11 protein-coding genes are annotated in these 17,562 nt (G+C 35.1%); 10 read left to right on the top strand and 1 reads right to left on the bottom strand.

Annotation, left to right across the window (positions count from 1 at the left end; genetic code table 11):
* The first annotated feature begins 49 nt into the window (after positions 1–49).
* The 5 genes from ACNQF9_RS04260 to ACNQF9_RS04240 all read left to right on the top strand — a co-directional run bounded on the left by ACNQF9_RS04260 (position 50) and on the right by ACNQF9_RS04240 (position 6,102).
* Positions 50–1,579 (top strand): GNAT family N-acetyltransferase, encoded by a 1,530-nt coding sequence (locus ACNQF9_RS04260; protein WP_417959001.1) that lies wholly within the window; start codon positions 50–52, stop codon positions 1,577–1,579.
* Complete coding sequence (locus ACNQF9_RS04255) at positions 1,576–1,926, top strand: hypothetical protein (RefSeq protein WP_417959000.1); 351 nt, start codon at positions 1,576–1,578, stop codon at positions 1,924–1,926. Before ACNQF9_RS04260 ends, ACNQF9_RS04255 begins: the two co-directional genes overlap by 4 nt.
* A gap of 101 nt (positions 1,927–2,027) precedes the next feature.
* Complete coding sequence (locus tag ACNQF9_RS04250; protein ID WP_417989856.1) at positions 2,028–4,346, top strand: M28 family peptidase; 2,319 nt, start codon at positions 2,028–2,030, stop codon at positions 4,344–4,346.
* Between the two features lie 12 nt (positions 4,347–4,358).
* Positions 4,359–5,162, top strand: a complete 804-nt coding sequence (locus ACNQF9_RS04245) for an SDR family oxidoreductase (RefSeq protein ID WP_417989694.1) — start codon at positions 4,359–4,361, stop codon at positions 5,160–5,162.
* Position 5,163: 1 nt separating this feature from the next.
* Complete coding sequence (locus ACNQF9_RS04240; protein ID WP_417958998.1) at positions 5,164–6,102, top strand: DMT family transporter; 939 nt, start codon at positions 5,164–5,166, stop codon at positions 6,100–6,102.
* 50 nt (positions 6,103–6,152) lie between these two features.
* Here the strand turns inward: ACNQF9_RS04240 and ACNQF9_RS04235 are convergent, their stop codons facing one another.
* Positions 6,153–8,216 (bottom strand): M13 family metallopeptidase, encoded by a 2,064-nt coding sequence (locus ACNQF9_RS04235; protein ID WP_417989693.1) that lies wholly within the window; start codon positions 8,214–8,216, stop codon positions 6,153–6,155.
* A gap of 230 nt (positions 8,217–8,446) precedes the next feature.
* Here ACNQF9_RS04235 and ACNQF9_RS04230 point away from each other — a divergent pair, with 230 nt between their 5' ends.
* The 5 genes from ACNQF9_RS04230 to ACNQF9_RS04210 all read left to right on the top strand — a co-directional run bounded on the left by ACNQF9_RS04230 (position 8,447) and on the right by ACNQF9_RS04210 (position 17,519).
* Positions 8,447–9,112, top strand: coding sequence for an SCO family protein (locus tag ACNQF9_RS04230; RefSeq protein WP_417958996.1), 666 nt, complete (start codon positions 8,447–8,449; stop codon positions 9,110–9,112).
* A gap of 149 nt (positions 9,113–9,261) precedes the next feature.
* Positions 9,262–9,504 carry a FeoA family protein gene (locus tag ACNQF9_RS04225; RefSeq protein ID WP_417958995.1) on the top strand — a complete coding sequence of 81 codons (243 nt, stop codon included), beginning with the start codon at positions 9,262–9,264 and terminating at the stop codon, positions 9,502–9,504.
* Entirely contained in the window at positions 9,498–11,600 is a 2,103-nt protein-coding gene (gene feoB, locus ACNQF9_RS04220; RefSeq protein WP_417958994.1) for a ferrous iron transport protein B, read from the top strand. Before ACNQF9_RS04225 ends, feoB begins: the two co-directional genes overlap by 7 nt.
* 172 nt (positions 11,601–11,772) lie before the next feature.
* Positions 11,773–14,001, top strand: a complete 2,229-nt coding sequence (locus ACNQF9_RS04215) for a TonB-dependent receptor family protein (protein ID WP_417958993.1) — start codon at positions 11,773–11,775, stop codon at positions 13,999–14,001.
* 833 nt (positions 14,002–14,834) lie between these two features.
* On the top strand, positions 14,835–17,519 hold the full coding sequence (locus ACNQF9_RS04210) for a TonB-dependent receptor (protein ID WP_417989692.1): 2,685 nt from the start codon (positions 14,835–14,837) through the stop codon (positions 17,517–17,519).
* Positions 17,520–17,562: the final 43 nt, after the last annotated feature.

The following is a 17,562-nucleotide window of genomic DNA, read 5'->3' as shown; positions in this document are numbered from 1 at the left end:
CGTTTGTAAATGGAAAAATTTAATTATATTTGATTAAAATCAAATTCTTATGCAAGCCAAAATAAACAAAGTAGAATTACGAAATTTGAAATTTGAAGACTACAAAGAACTGAAAAAATCAATGGTAGAATCGTATCCTGAGATGGTAGGCTCTTACTGGAGAGAACATCATATTGAAAAACTATTAAGTATTTTTCCTGAAGGACAGTTAGTGATCCTAGTAGATGGAAAAGTGGTAGGTTCCGCACTATCATTGCGAGTGGACGAAAGTTTAGTCGATAAAAACCACAATTATTCTCAAATAACCGGTGGATATACTTTTTCGACTCACAACCCTCTAGGAGATGTCTTATATGGTATTGATATTTTCATTCACCCAAGTTATAGAGGATTGCGTCTAGGAAGACGATTGTATGACGCCCGAAAGGAGTTGTGCGAACAATTGAATTTGAAAGCAATTGTTTTTGCAGGAAGAATTCCTAATTATGGACAGCATGCTAAGAAACTCACCCCCAAAAATTACATTGAGAAAGTAAAAAGAAAAGAATTACACGATCCGGTACTTTCTTTTCAGTTGAGTAATGATTTTCATGTAATCCGAATAATGAAAAATTATCTTGAAGGTGATGCCGATTCTAAAGAATTTGCTGTTTTACTGGAATGGAATAATATTTATTATGATGAAAGCCCAAAATTAATCAATCTCGAGAAAAGTGTCATCCGATTGGGATTGGTTCAATGGCAGATGCGTCAATTGAATAATCTGGAAGCGCTATTCGAACAGTGTGAGTTTTTTATAGACGTAGTTTCTGGTTATGCCAGTGATTTTGCACTATTTCCAGAATTATTCACAGCACCACTAATGGCTGATTACAATCATTTATCAGAAGCCGAAGCCATTCGGGAATTGGCCAAACACTCTGAACCCATTCGGAAACGTTTCCAAGAATTCGCTATTTCCTACAACATTAACATCATTACAGGAAGCATGCCTTATTTAGAAAATGGGACTCTTTACAATGTAGGTTTTCTTTGTAAAAGAGATGGTACATCAGAGATGTATGCTAAAATTCATGTGACACCAAATGAAGTTCAGCACTGGGGAATGACCGGGGGATCACAAATCAAGACTTTTGATACGGATTGCGGAAAAATAGGCATCATGATATGTTATGATGTAGAATTTCCAGAATTATCCAGATTAATGGCAGATGAAGGAATGAATATTTTATTTGTACCGTTCTTGACGGATACCCAAAACGCGTATACCAGAGTCAAACATTGTGCTCAAGCCAGAGCTATTGAAAACGAATGTTATGTTGCTATAGCAGGATGTGTTGGGAATCTCCCAAAGGTGAATAACATGGATATTCAATATGCGCAATCCGCGGTGTTTACACCTTCTGATTTTGCGTTTCCTAGTAATGGGATTAAAGCCGAAGCGACTCCAAATACGGAGATGACGCTTATCGTTGATGTGGATCTAAATTTATTGAAAGAACTTCACGAACACGGAAGTGTACGCATCCTCAAAGATCGGAGAACAGATTTGTATGACATTAAAAAAATCAATCCATGAATAAAACCTGTTTAGAATGTGGAGAGAAAATTGTAGGCCGAGAGGATAAAAAATTCTGTAGTGATGGTTGCCGCAATGCTTATAACAATAAAATAAACAAAGACAGCACTAATTTTATGCGCAACATCAACAATAAGTTGCGCAAGAATTACCGTATTTTATCCGAGCTGAATGTGGAAGGAAAATCAAAAACTACTCGGGCAAAACTGCTTAGTAAAGGTTTTGATTTTGAATTTTTCACGAATATTTTACAAACTAAAACAGGAAATACCTACTATTTCTTATACGACCAAGGCTATATGCTTTTGGATACTGATTTTTACATGCTTGTCAAAAAAGATATTTAAATACCACAACCCCTAGCTACTTACCTACCATGAAAAAAGATTATTCCTCTATTTTTGCCAGTTTATTTATCCTAGGAATTCTAGGATTGATTTACTTTACAATGATGCCACATTGGACTTCAGATGAAGCAGGTTCTCTTTCTGAATTTTCAACTAAAAGAGCTTTGTCGCAAGTGAAAGCCATTTCGAAACAACCGCATTATGTAGGTTCAAAAGAACACGCAGTGGTTGCTGATTATCTCGTAAAAGAGTTAAATAAATTAGGATTAGAAACAACTATTCAGGAGGGATACACCTTAAGTGATTGGGGAAATTTAGTACACTCAAAAAATATATTGGCTCGCATAAAAGGAACTTCTAGCGCTAAAGCTTTGTTGTTGCTTTCCCATTACGATAGCGCACCACATTCCTACTCTAAAGGGGCAAGCGATGCTGGTTCTGGTGTGGCTACGATCCTAGAGAGTGTCCGTGCTTTTATATACTCTAAAACCCCTCATAAAAATGACATTATCATTCTTTTTTCAGATGCGGAAGAATTAGGATTAAATGGTGCAGCTTTATTTGTAACCAAACACCATTGGGCAAAAGAAATTGGCTTGGTGCTTAATTTTGAAGCCCGAGGTTCCTCAGGCCCAAGTTATATGTTAATGGAAACGAACACTGGAAATGCAGGATTGGTAAGAGAGTTTGCTGCCGCAAATGTGACTTTTCCAGTTTCAAATTCCTTGATGTACAGCATTTATAAAATGTTACCCAATGACACTGATTTAACTGTTTTCAGAGAACAAGGCAATGTTCAGGGATATAATTTTGCTTTTATCGATGACCATTTTAATTATCACACGGCCCAAGATGATATAAATCATTTAAACAAAAATACCTTAGCACATCAAGGGACATACTTAATGCCATTATTGAAATATTTTTCGAATGCTGACTTGAAGGTTACGCAAGCTAGCGAAGATTATGTCTATTTTACCATTCCGTATACTTTCATAAGCTATCCTTTTAGTTGGGTTTTGCCCATGGTAGTACTGGCATTAGGGTTGTTTATTGGGCTCATATTCTTGGGAAGAGCCAAGCGTATTTTATCATCCCGAGAAATAGGAAAAGGATTTATTCCGTTTTTAGGATCCTTTATCAGTACGGGATTAATTACTTTTTTTGGTTGGAAGCTTATGCTAATCAGCTATCCTCAATACAATGATTTACTCAACGGATTTACGTACAATGGGCACGCGTATATAGCAGCATTTGTGCTACTGGCCTTGGCAATAACGCTAGGGTTTTACCACCGTTTTTCTGCTAGTAAGGTTACGATGAATCATTATGTAGCCCCACTATTTATTTGGATTGTGATAAATGGAGCACTTGCTTTTAGTTTGCCTGGAGCTGGATTCCTGATTATTCCAGTATATTTCGGACTATTTCTGTTTGCGGCATTTATCATAACTCAAAAATACCGCAAAATACTAAGTCTTGCTTTTAGTATTCCGGCTTTAATAATTATAGCGCCTTTCATTCAAATGTTTCCTGTAGGGTTAGGGTTAAAAGTATTGTTTGCAAGTGCAATGCTTACTGTTTTGACCTTTGGATTATTGTTGCCTGTTTTTGGAACTTTCGCAAAAAAAGGAATCTGGGCTGTAGTGTTTTTTGTGCTTGCCATCGGCTTTTTTGCCAAAGCACATTCTGAATCGGGGTACGAATATGGTAAAGCTAAATCAAACAGCTTGCTCTACATCTACGATGCTGATACAAACCAAGCCCATTGGGTTACCTACGACACCAATCTTGATTCCTGGACCAAAGGCTATTTAGGTGAAAACCCTAAAGAAGCATTAGCGTTGAATGAAACCCCTTTGTTTAGCAAGTACAATTCAGGATTCAAGTATTTGGCTAAGGCTCCTAAAAAAGACATTATAAAACCTAATGTCGTATTTCTGGAAGACCGGGTGGTAGGAAATGAAAGGTATTTGAAAATAAGAATTTCTCCTAATCGAAACGTAAATCGGTATGATATCTTTGCCAATGAAAAAATGGCTATTCATAATTTCAAAGCAAATGGTGTGACCACATTAGGCCAGAAAAACTCATTATACCAACGAAAAGGAAAGAAAATATTGAGTTATTATGTGGTTGATAATGCACCTCTAGAAATGCAGTTTAGCGTGAATTCCTCAACTGTTTTAGATATGGAACTAATGGAAAGCTCTTTTGATTTAATGACGAATCCTTTATTTGAAATAACAAAAAGAGAAAACTGGATGATGCCAACGCCTTTTGTTTTGAATGATGCTGTGGTAATCAAGCAAAAAATAAAGCCAACTCAGGTAGAAATAGGGCCTTCAGATAGCAGTATGGAAAATCCAATTGTAAAAGATACTTTAACAATTACGAAGAACAGTTTGAAAGCAAAATAATTTAAAAATAATATGACAAAAATTAGTATTCTGGGTTGTGGTTGGTTGGGCTTGCCTTTGGCGAAAGCCTTATTAAAAAATGATTATTTAGTAAATGGGTCGACAACGTCAGAAGGTAAATTAGCGGTACTGGAAAATGCAGGAATTAAGCCTTTTTTAATTGTACTTTCAGAAAATAAAACTATTGGGGAATTAAGTGAATTGCTAAAAAACTCTGAAACTTTAATCATTGATGTTCCACCTAAACTTCGTGGTTCAGGGGCAGAGAATTTTGTTTCAAAAATTAGAAATATAATTCCGATTATAGAAAATTCGTCTGTAAAAAAAGTACTTTTCATCAGTTCATCTTCTGTTTATGGAGATACGGATACTCTTGTTTCCGAAGAAACACCTCCAAAACCGGATACGGAAAGCGGGAAACAACTACTAGAGACCGAGCAGCTTTTGCAAAGCGCTGTAAATTTCCAAACTACAATATTGCGTTTTGGTGGCTTAATTGGCGAAGACCGGCATCCGATACATTTTCTTGCGGGTCGTGAGAATTTAGATAATCCTGATGCACCTATAAATTTAATTTATCAGGAAGATTGTATAGGTATAATTTTAAAGATAATAGAATTGAATATTTGGAATGAAACTTTCAATGCGGTGACTCCCTGTTATCCTTCCCGAGAAATGTATTACACACAAAAGGCTGAAGATTTAAATTTAGCGTTACCAAAATTTACTCATGAAAATCCTTCTGTAGGAAAAACAATTTTAAGTACTAAAATAAAAACCGTTTTAAATTATACTTTTACCAAACCAAATTTATAACGTGAGAACTAAAATTAAGAATGCTGTTTCGTCTAAGATCAATGCCATCGGATTGCCTATTTTGGCCTTGTGCTGGGTCAGTTTTTTTTGGGGAACAACTTGGATTGCTTCAAAAGAAGGTGTAAAACACATGCCCGCATTACAGCTGGTTGCCATTAGACAATTTCTGGGAGGATTGCTGTATATTTCTTTTTTTCTATTTAAAAAAGCACCTTGGCCAAAAGGAAAACAATGGAAAACGATTGTTATCTTGAGTATTTTGAACTTTATGTTGAGCAATGCGTTAAGTACTTGGGGCGTTAAGTACATTAGCAGCGGACTAGGTGCTATAATTGGAGCAATTGTTCCTTTATGGATTGTTATTATTACTTTTTTTAGAGGAGAGCGTTTGTCCAGCATATCGGTTGTAGGCTTGATCGTAAGTTTTAGTGGAGTGTGTGTTATTTTTTACGATCACTTGAGTGATTTTTTAATCCCAAATTTTAGATTTGGAATCATAATTTCTATAGTTTCTACTTTAACATGGGCTTTTGGAACGTTGTATACTAAGAAAAAAGCAGCAACTTTTAATCCGTATTTTAGTTTAGGACTACAAATGTTTTTGTCCAGTATATTGCTTTTTGCCTATACAGGCGCAACTGGAACTTCTGTTAGTTTAAGTGCTATTCCCGCGATGTCGTGGTGGTCTATTGGTTATTTGGTTGTTTTTGGTTCGATTCTTACCTTCATTGCTTTTATTTATGCACTTCAAAATCTTCCAGCTGAAATTAGTAGTGTTTATTCTTATATCAATCCGATTGTTGCGGTACTACTGGGCGCCCTGATTTTTGGTGAACCGCTTAATGCTGCTATTGCAATAGGAGGTGGGGTTACTTTATTTGGCTTGTATATGGTCAATTATTCCCTGAGGCGAACGCGTAAAAACACTATAAAACAATAAATCCCATTCGATTTAACGAATGGGATCTATTTTAATTTTTAAACAACTGTTTACCAAATTCGAACTCTTTTTTCAGGGGTAATATACATTCCGTCATTTGCTTGAATATCGAAGGCTTTATAGAACGTATCAATATTTTGCAAAGGAACATACGCGCGGTACATGCCTGGAGAATGTGGGTCTGTTTTTACTTGATTTTTCAAGGCTTCATCTCGCATTTTTGAACGCCAGATAGTTGACCAAGAAATAAAGAAACGTTGTTCCGGAGTGTATCCGTCAATCAATCCCGGGTTTCCGTTTTCTTTCAAGTACAATTGCAAACCATCATAAGCGGCATTTACTCCACCTAAATCTCCAATGTTTTCACCCAATGTGAATTTACCATCAACAAAAGTTCCTGGAATAGGTTGTAAAGCGCTGTATTGAGCGGCAAGTGCACCTGTTAAAGCAGAGAATTGTTTCAAATCTTCGGCTGTCCACCAGTCTACTAAGTTTCCATCAGCATTGTAACGGGAACCTGAATCATCAAAACCATGTGAAATTTCGTGACCAATAACACCACCGATTCCACCATAATTTACCGCTTCGTCCGCTTGATAATTGTAAAACGGCGGTTGTAAAATTGCTGCTGGGAATACGATTTCATTATTAGATGGATTGTAATACGCATTTACCGTTTGTGGAGACATTCCCCATTTTTCTTTATCAACTGGTTTGTTTAATTCGGCTATATTTTCATTGAAACGCCATTGCGACATGCTTTTAGCGTTTTCAAAATAAGTTCCGCCTTCTTTTGGACTTTTGATAGTCAAGGCTGAATAATCTTTCCATTTATCCGGATACCCTATTTTAATTCTAGATTTATGCAATTTGGCAAGGGCACTCACCTTAGTTTCTGCCGACATCCATGATAAATTATTGATTCTGTTTTCGAAAGCAATAAATATATTTTTGATCATTTTCTCTGCTTTAGCCTTGGCTTCAGCGGGAAATTTTTTCTCAACATATAATTTTCCTAATGCTTCTCCAACCGTTCCATTAATAGTTTGAAGTGCTCTTTCGTCACGAGGTCTTTGACTTACGGCACCCGTTAACGTTCTTCCGTAGAACTCCCAGTTTGCGTTTTCAATTTCTGTCGATAATTGGCTTGAAGCACTATTCAACAAACTCCAGCGCATGTAAGCTTTCCAATCTTCTACTTTGTTTTCTTTAAAAATAGTTTCTAGCGCCGTCATGTATTTTGGTTGTGATACGATTACGGTATCTACTTTAGCCAATCCAATTTTTGTAAAATAAGCATTCCAGTTAATTGAGGGAGTTAATTTGCTCAAATCAGCTAATGTCATTGGATTGTATGACTTACGACGGTCTCTGCGTTCTACTCGGTCTAATCTTGGTTTAGACATGGCAATTTCAAGAGCCAGAATTTTCTCGGCATTTATTTTAGCAATTGCGGGTTTATCCCCTAAGTATTGCAGCATTTTGGCCACGTGTAAAACATATATAGCACGTTTTTCTTTTGAATCGGCATCCTCAGAAACATAATAATCTCTGTCTGGTAAACCAACGCCTCCGGGACCTAAATTAATGACGTTCCTGCTGCTGTTCTTTGCATCAGTTCCTACACCAGCACCTATAAAACCAATGCCACCAACAGGTTCCATTTCGATTAATAATGCTTCTAAATCTTTGGTATTTTTAACCGCGTCTATTTTTTTTAAATACGGTTTCAAAGGGGCTATACCTAGTTTGTTTCTACCAACAGTATCAAGAATAGATTGGTATAAATTAATCGCTTTACCTTGATCAGTATTCGATTTGTAATTGGGATTTGTAGTCGCTTCTTTAAGAATGGCTAAAGCATCTGCATCTGTCTTTTGACGCAATTCATCAAAACTACCCCAACGGGTTCGATCACTTGGAATTTCTGTATTGTCCAACCAGGTTCCATTTACATAGCGAAAGAAATCATTACTTGGTTTAACGTCCTTATCCATGTAATTCACATTGATTCCCGGTTCTTTAGCTGCCGGAGCATTCTGAGCTTGACTCACCGCAAAACCCATAATTGCAGGAATCACAAAAAGCAATTGCTTATTGCAAGTTTTTTTCATTTTTTTTAGTTTTTTAGTTATGTTAACAAAGCTATTAATAAATAATTTGATTTTTAGTTAAAATCTATTAATTACCAATAGATTTTTATTAGACCACTGAATATTTAAAAGGTTTAATTACGAAAGGCATTAATTTGATCTCTTTTTTGAAGGAATACTTCTGAGATAAGATTGTGTTAATTTGAATTAAAAACAAATCCCGTTTCGTATTTTTGTATCAAAATAGCATCATGTTAGAGTTTTTCAAAAAATACCGACTCTTTTTAGGAGTTTTCATTGTACTTTCGGCAATTATATTATCCTTGTTTTATTCGGCTTTAAAGCCAAAAAAAACACTTCCCATTTACAATCCTGCAGATGTAAATCCGGAATTAGTAGACAGCACCATTCAATACAAAAGCAAGTACCACACAATAGCTGATTTTTCGTTTGTCAACCAAGACGGGAAAATTATCACGCAAAAAGACTATGAAGGAAAGATATATGTTGCTGATTTTTTCTTTACTACTTGCGGTTCCATTTGTCCAAAAATGACAACCAATTTATCGGGTATTCAAAAAGTCTTCATCAATAATCCTAAGGTAAAGTTATTATCCCATACTGTTTTTCCAGAAACCGACAGTGTTCCCGTATTGAAGGCTTATGCCAATAAACACCATGTTGATGCCAATAAGTGGAATTTAGTTACAGGAGATAAAAAAGAAATTTACGCAATGGCCAGAAAATCCTATTTGGCAGTTAAACTGGGGAAACCAAGCGAACTGTACGATATGGTGCACACCGAAAATTTTGTGTTGGTTGACACTAAAAAGAGAGTTCGTGGTTTTTATGATGGCACTAATAAAGAAGACATGAAACGATTAATAGACGATATTACTTTCCTGAGCAATGAATAAGTCACTTTCAAAAGGACATTTTTTTAGTTTTATATTCTGTTTAAACACAACTGCTTGTTTTAAGTAATAATAGTATAAATGTAATGGTTATGATTTTTGTTTGTTTTAAAATGTGTATTTTTGCAATCTTAATTTAATCTAAATAAGGTTTGCAAACAACGATACATTCTCTAAAAAAAGGCGAAAAAGCGATCATAAAAGACTTTGACATCGATACGGTTCCCTTAAAATTATTGGAAATGGGTTGCTTGCCCGGTAACTTGGTAGAATTGCTTCAAGTAGCTCCATTTGGAGATCCTTTATATTTAAACATCAATGGTTCACATGTTGCAATACGGGTGGAAACTGCAAAAGAAATTGAAGTCGACATCCTTAAAACCAACTTATGGTAAGCAAGCAAAACATAAATGTCGCTTTAATTGGGAATCCTAATACAGGAAAAACTTCTGTTTTTAACCAGTTGACAGGTTTGAATCAGCAAGTGGGAAATTACCCTGGAATTACAGTGGAGAAAAAGATAGGTTTTTGCAAATTACCGAATAATGTAAAAGCCAATATTCTGGATTTGCCAGGCACTTATAGCCTCAATGCAAGCTCTATTGATGAAAATGTAGTCATAGAATTGTTGCTCAATAAAAACGATAAATTGTATCCGGACGTAGCGCTTGTTGTGACGGATGTTGAAAATCTAAAACGAAATTTACTTCTTTTTACTCAAATAAAAGATCTTGAAATCCCTACAATCCTTGTGATTAACATGGCGGATAGAATGAAATTTAAAGGGATTACGCTAGACATTCCCTATCTTGAAGAACATTTAAAAACCAAAATTGCGTTGATCAGCTCCAGAAAAGGATATGGAATTGATGAATTGAAAAAGTTAATTGTAAGGTATCGCACGATTTCAAGTGAGCCCTGCTTGAATGCTTCGATAATTGATACCGACTATTTTAATAGTTTGCGTAAAGCATTTCCCAATCAATTGCTCTACAAATTATGGCTGGTAATCACACAAGATGTAAATTTCTTAAATTTAGATCGAAATGAAATCCGAAGTTCTTTTACTAAAACGCATTCGGATTTAAAGCGTTTGCAGCAAAAAGAAACAATAAAACGGTATCAATTCATTAATGATGTTTTGAAAATAGGATTGAAAGTAGACGAGACAGTCGCTAAAGATTTTCGCAGCAAACTGGATCGCGTACTCACCCATAAAATTCTGGGGTATGTTATTTTCTTTTTAATTTTATTTGTTATTTTCCAATCTATTTTTGAATGGTCTAAAATACCAATGGATTTTATTGATACTTCATTTGCAGCATTGAGTTCATTTGCAGCTGAACAATTACCTGCTGGAGTTTTGACTAATCTAATATCGCAAGGAATTATTCCGGGGATAGGAGGAATATTGATATTCATCCCACAAATTGCTTTTCTATTTATGTTTATTTCAATTCTGGAAGAAAGTGGCTATATGAGTCGGGTAGTCTTCTTAATGGATAAAATCATGCGAAAGTTTGGTTTGTCTGGTAAAAGCGTAGTTCCACTGATTTCAGGTACAGCCTGTGCCATTCCAGCAATTATGGCTACTCGAAATATCGAAAACTGGAAAGAACGATTGATCACTATTCTGGTAACTCCATTCACCACCTGCTCCGCACGACTTCCTGTTTATGCTATCATTATTGCATTGGTAATTCCGGATACTCGGGTTTTTGGATTTCTAAACATGCAAGGAATGACTTTGATGTTGTTGTATCTTCTGGGTTTCGGGATGGCTATATTTTCAGCCTATATTTTGAATAAAATCTTAAAAATAAAAGGGAAAACCTATTTTGTAGTAGAAATGCCCAATTATAAATTACCGCTTTTCAAGAACGTAGGTATCAATGTTATTGAGAAAACAAAAGCTTTTATTTTTGGTGCTGGAAAAATTATATTGGCAATATCTATTGTTTTATGGTTTTTGGCATCATACGGTCCTGGTGAAAAATTTAACAATGCCAAAACAATTGTTACTGAAAACACCAAGCAAAATCCGTTATCAAAAGTGGAATTTGAAAATGCAGTGGCTTCTCAAAAATTAGAAAATTCGTATATTGGTATTATGGGAAAAACCATAGAGCCGGCTATTTCTCCTTTGGGCTACGACTGGAAAATAGGAATAGCTATAATTAGTTCCTTTGCTGCAAGAGAGGTATTCGTAGGCACATTGGCCACGATTTATAGTGTTGGCGGTAGTGATAACGAAACTACAATCAAAAATAAAATGGCTGCTGAAATCAACCCAGTAACTGGAGAAAAAATATTTAATTTTGCCTCCGGAATATCGTTGCTTTTGTTTTATGCTTTTGCTATGCAGTGCGCCAGTACACTTGCTGTGACTAAAAAAGAAACCAATTCCTGGAAATGGCCTGCGGGACAACTGATATTTATGTCTGGATTTGCCTATGTAGTTGCTTTAATTACCTATCAAATTCTCAAATAATAGAGTTTTGATAATTTAAGGACTTATTTTGTTTGATTATAATGGAGGAAAACCTCAGTAAAGCGTTCAAAGCATAATCAACAAATGTTAAACTTTGAATTTATATTATTTTTAATTTGTCTAAATAAGATTTAGAATTTACATTTGCAATGTAGAATAAATCTAAATAAAAATGAGAAAGATTATAATTGTAACTTCACTATTTGTCACTTCACTAGGGTTTTCGCAACAAAAGGAACTATCAAAAAATCAAAAAGACAGTATTGAAAGTTTGAAGGAAGTTATAATTACAACAGATGCAATTGTTGGAAGTAAATTTAAAGCCAAAAACAAAGCAGGAGCAACTTATTTTATATCTCCAAAAGAACTAAAAACTTTCAATTACGATGATGTATCCAGAATATTAAGAACCGTTCCTGGACTTAATATTCAAGAAGAAGAAGGTTTTGGTCTTAGACCAAACATTGGAATGCGCGGTACCAGTCCGGATCGTAGTAGTAAAATTACGCTAATGGAAGATGGTGTTCTAATTGCTCCCGCTCCTTATGCAGCACCCGCAGCGTATTATTTCCCCACTGTAAATAGAATGCAGTCTTTTGAGATCCTAAAAGGAGGTAGCCAAATTCAATACGGACCTTACACAACCGGTGGTGCTATTAATATGGTTTCAACACAAATTCCCAATCGTTTCTCTGCTAGAGTTGTTGCGAGTATTGGTAGTTTCAATACTAAAAAAACGTATGTAAATATAGGTGATGAAAGGAAGAACTTCGGGTACGTTTTAGAATACAACAACCGAAATTCAGATGGATTTAAGAAAATCGACAATAGCACTAAAACTACTGGTTTTCAAGGAAATGATTATGTTGCAAAATTTAGAATTAATACGGATGCAGATGCTAAAATTTTTCAATCCCTGACTGCAAAAATCCAGTACAGCGAAGACTTGGCAAACGAAACCTACTTGGGTTTAACAGAAACGGATTATAATAATAATCCCTATAGAAGATATGTAGGGTCAAACGAAGATTATATTGATACGGAGCATAAGCAAATTATGTTCACTCATTACATAAAACCATCTCAGAAATTTAATATAACTACCAAAGCCTATAAAAATAATTTTGCTAGGAATTGGTATAAACTGGATGCCTTAAAACTAGGAACAACAAAAGTGGGAATCAATTCTATATTGATTGATCCAACCACTTACAATGCGGAATATTTAGCTTTAACCGGTGCAAGCAATACTATTGACAATGCTTTAATTGTAAAAGCTAACAATCGGGGCTATGAAGCAAAAGGAATCCAATCTGTTGCTAATTATGATTTTGGAACAGGGGTTCTGAAACATGATCTAGATTTTGGTTTTCGTTACCATGAGGATTATGAAGACCGTTTTCAATGGGTTGACGGATACGCTATTCAAAACGGAGTTATGAACAGAACTTCTAACGGAACTCCTGGTACAGATGCAAATAGAATTACAAAAGCCGAAGCAGTTGCTGCTCATATTCTTTACACGTTAACCTATGATAAATTTACTTTCTCACCAGGAATTAGATATGAAAATATCAATTTAGAATCTATTAATTATGGCAGTAACGATATAACAAGAGTAGGAACGAGCGTTGTAAAAGCGAACAACCGTTTGGATGTTTGGATTCCTGGAATGGGAATTCTATATAAAATCAATGCGGATTATAATGTGTTTACTAGTATACACAAAGGATTTTCTCCTCCGGGTGCTAAGGTTGGAGAAGATGCCGAGAACAGTATCAATTCTGAACTTGGATTTCGCTTTCGTAAAAATGCTTTCTACGGGGAATTAATTGGTTATTATAATGATTTCTCAAATTTGCAAGGTGCTGATAATATGTCAGGAGGAGGAACCGGAACGGGAGATCTATTTAATGCAGGTGCAGCGATAGTTAAAGGTGTTGAATTTTTAGCGACATATGAAGTACTTAATAATCAGGAAAAAGGATATAAACTTCCTATTAGTTTTTCCTATACTTTAACAGATACGAACTTAAAAAGTGATTTTAATAGTCCAATCTGGGGGGATGTAAAGAGTGGAGATGAGATTCCTTATATTGCCAAAAATCAATTTGCCTTAGTGGTAGCTTTCGAAACAGAAAAGTTTAACCTTGCAATCAGTGGGAAATATGTAGATGCCTTTAGAACATTGGCAGGAACAGGTGCTATTCCATCTCAAAATAAAGTAAACAGTAATTTTATTGTTGATTTATCAGCTAAATATCACTTGACTCAAAAAGTGAGTTTGATGTCTAATATTATTAATTTGCTGGACAAGGAATATGCGGTATCAAGAGTTCCTGCAGGATTAAGACCAGGAATGCCTTTTAGTATTAACTTTGGAATAATGGCACAGTTGTAAAAATATTTTGACATTAGTTTAACTCTTAAAAGCAATCTATTTTGATTGCTTTTTGTTATTTTTATACTATGGATATTCAAGAAATTATAGCGTTTGGGGCTCTAGGCATAGCATTGTTTTTTTTGATTAAAAAATTCTTCTTCAAAAAGAAAAGTTCAAATAAAAATTGTGGTAGTGGTGATGATTGTGGTTGTCATTAGGCTATTTATCAAACTTTACGATTGTAGATTCCTTTAGGATCCTTTTACACTATAATGCATTCTCATTAAAGTGTAATGCCTATCCTCCTTATTCAAAAAAACCAGCCTTTAAGTTAAATTAGTTACTTTTTTTAAGTAAATTTACATAGTATAAGAAACTAGTTTTAGACTTAAGTTAGGTCGTTTTCATTTTTATATTTAAAAGAATAAATTGCGATTTAACTTTAATCAAAGCTATCTTTTGAACCTAATTTCAGCTTCACCCTTGTTTAAGCAATTGAAATTATAGAACTAATATGAATTGATATTCCATAAGGAAGTAAATATTCATAGTTTTTAGAAAAATCTAACATGTAAGGCTTGTAATTTTAATCCCAAATAAAATTTTGCCTTTTATGATTGTTCCAATGATCTTTTTTATTGATGATTGTTTGATTGTAAAAAATTTAATGAAAACAACAGTTAATATCTATCCGATATGAAAACAAGAACGCTGCGTTTTAATTTCATAAATATTATTTTTAGGAACTACTTTATCTCCAGTAAATAATGTAAAATAATTCCAGGAAAAGTTCTTACAATTAGTATGTTGCAATTGATTTCAAACCACAGATGAACCAATAACAACTAATCATGAAAAAGCTTGCCTCCATATTAGTACTCACCTTAAACATTACGTTTCTTTTTGCTCAGAAGGAAATTTCGGGTTTTGTGATAGACAATGCGGGCGTGGCTATTTCTGGGGTTAATATTACGGAAAAAGGAACAAATAACAGCGTATCTACGAATAGTATTGGAGCCTATACCATTAATGTAAAAGAAGGAGCCATTTTAATTTTTAGCTACTTCGGTTTTCCTAAGCAAGAGCATGACACCACGGATTCTATCCTAAATGTTGTTTTATCGGAAGGCATTGGACAAAATCTTACTGAAGTTATGGTTACTGGAACGCGCGCGATCCCTCGAAGCAATACTACAACAACGCTTCCCATGGATGTAGTATCAGCTGAGGAACTGATGTTTACTGGACAAGCCACTTTAGACAAAGCGTTACAATACAAAATCCCATCATTTAACACGGTTCAAACTCCTGTAAATGATGCGACTTCCTTGCTCGATCCTTACGAAATTAGAAACATGGGTCCCAGTAGAACCTTAATACTTATTAATGGAAAAAGGAAAAATGTAAGCGCTTTACTGTATGTTCAAACTTCTCCAGGACAAGGAGAAACGGGTGTTGATATTGCTGCAATACCAATGGATGCTATAGAAAGAGTAGAGATTCTTCGTGATGGCGCCTCTGCTCAATATGGCTCGGATGCAATTGCAGGAGTATTAAATATTATTTTAAAAAAGAAAACAAATGAGGGTTCCATTACAGGAAGAACTGGTATTACCGCTAAAGGCGATGGAGAAATGTTGGGTGTGAGTCTGAACAATGGATCTGCTGTAGGCGACAAAGGTTTTGTGAATTACACGTTAGATTTCTCAAAAGTTACGCTTTCCAATAGGCCAGGAAAAGTAGCTCCAGAGGGAGATTTCACTGATTTTGGGGGCACTATTTTAGGTATCAATACCTTACCAGATATTAAAGCTTTTCTAACCAAGTATCCAGATGCTCGAAATAGCAATGGATCTCCAGAAACCGCTGCTGCAAAATTTTTAGTGAATGGGGAATTTCATTTATCGGATGAAACACAACTGTATTATAATGCTGCTTATGTGTACAAGAAAGTGAATTCTTTTGCTAATTATCGGGCCCCATATTGGGGTTTTGGAGAAGGGATAACTTTAAACGATCTACCTTATTTATTAGACTTTTTTGCAGAAGGAACGATTACTTCATACAAAGGGTATATTCCCACATTTACGGGTAATTTAAACGATTACCATGCAACATTAGGTTATAAAGTAATAAAGAACGGATGGAATGTTGATGCTAGTATAACAGTTGGTGGCAACAAACAGGATTATGTTATAGAAAACTCACACAATAGGTCCGAAATTCAAGATGGAAATGGCACTAATTTATATCGTGAAAATAGTCCTATTTTTTTCAAACCGGGCGGAGCTTCATTTAATCATGTGGTAGGGAACTTAGACATTTCGAAGGTTCTGTCTGATAAAATCAGTATTGGTTTTGGCTCAGAAGTTAGGACTGAAACTTTTGTAATTTCTGAAGGTGATACCGCATCCTGGGATGGTTTCGGCGCAGACTCATTTTCTGGAAACAGGCCTGAAGATTCCGGAAAATGGAATCGTTATAATTTAGGAGGATACTTTGATATTGCCTATGACTTTTCTAAAGATTTCTTGATAAACGGTACGGTACGGTATGAAGATTATAGTGATTTTGGGGCAGCAACGGTATGGAAATTAAGTACCCGGTATAAATTTTCTAATGATAAAATTACTTTACGAGGCTCCGTCTCCTCTGGTTTTAGAGCACCTACATTGCACCAAATTTACACCCAAAAATCACAGTATTCCTTCGTAGCAGGCCAAGGAATACAAATCAATGGCTTAATTAATAACATTTCTGCACAAGCCCGTATTTTAGGCATTCCTAAATTAGATGCTGAAAAATCAACAAATGTAACTTTTGGATTGGGAGCCAATACTTGGAAAAATTTAATTTTCACGATAGATTATTACACTATAAAAGTAGAGGACCGAATTATTTTGGGAGACAAAGTAAACACCCAATTTGGGAGTGTTGCTTGGTTTGAAAACTCATTTGACTCAAGAACTTCAGGGATAGATGTGGTTTTAAATTACAGCACTATTGCAGTAGGATATGGAGTCTTGGGATTTAATTTATCAGGAAACGTAACTTTGGAAAACAAAAGAATTTCTCCCGTTGCGAGTGCTAATTTTGGGCCAACACTGGAGGCTTTGATGTTTACTTCCAGACCCGAGACAAAATGGATTTTGGGAGCAGATTATAAAATTAAAAAATTTGATCTATCCCTCAATAACACGTATTTTGGCAAAACAACTTTCAAACAAGAAGGTTTAAATACAAACTTAAGAACAGAATTTACGCCAAAAATAGTCACTGATTTAGGAATTAATTACGCTGCAACGGATCAATTATCTGTTATGTTCAATGTGAATAATATATTAAATGTACTACCCCATTGGAAATTTAAATCCGAAAACGCAGCTGGACAAGCAATATTGAATGATCCAATTCAAGTTAAATCGCAATTCAACCTGATTACATTCAATGGGCGCTACTCACAAATGACTTATCAAGGATATCATTTTAGCCAATTAGGAACTTTATTCAGTTTGTCGCTCGCTTATAAATTTTAAAACACTTTTCTAATTAGGACAGAAATTCGTTAAAAACAGAAGG

Source organism: Flavobacterium amylolyticum (assembly GCF_048284335.1).
GTDB lineage: Bacteria > Bacteroidota > Bacteroidia > Flavobacteriales > Flavobacteriaceae > Flavobacterium.
This window is presented reverse-complemented; position numbering and strand designations above follow the sequence as displayed.

Bases quoted from the DNA above. Each gene is read 5' to 3' on its own strand.
- ACNQF9_RS04260 (WP_417959001.1), top strand. From the start codon at position 50: ATGCAAGCCAAAATAAACAAAGTAGAATTACGAAATTTGAAATTTGAA.
- ACNQF9_RS04255 (WP_417959000.1), top strand. From the start codon at position 1,576: ATGAATAAAACCTGTTTAGAATGTGGAGAGAAAATTGTAGGCCGAGAG.
- ACNQF9_RS04250 (WP_417989856.1), top strand. From the start codon at position 2,028: ATGATGCCACATTGGACTTCAGATGAAGCAGGTTCTCTTTCTGAATTT.
- ACNQF9_RS04245 (WP_417989694.1), top strand. From the start codon at position 4,359: ATGACAAAAATTAGTATTCTGGGTTGTGGTTGGTTGGGCTTGCCTTTG.
- ACNQF9_RS04235 (WP_417989693.1), bottom strand. From the start codon at position 8,216: ATGAAAAAAACTTGCAATAAGCAATTGCTTTTTGTGATTCCTGCAATT.
- ACNQF9_RS04230 (WP_417958996.1), top strand. From the start codon at position 8,447: ATGTTAGAGTTTTTCAAAAAATACCGACTCTTTTTAGGAGTTTTCATT.
- feoB (WP_417958994.1), top strand. From the start codon at position 9,498: ATGGTAAGCAAGCAAAACATAAATGTCGCTTTAATTGGGAATCCTAAT.
- ACNQF9_RS04215 (WP_417958993.1), top strand. From the start codon at position 11,773: ATGAGAAAGATTATAATTGTAACTTCACTATTTGTCACTTCACTAGGG.
- ACNQF9_RS04210 (WP_417989692.1), top strand. From the start codon at position 14,835: ATGAAAAAGCTTGCCTCCATATTAGTACTCACCTTAAACATTACGTTT.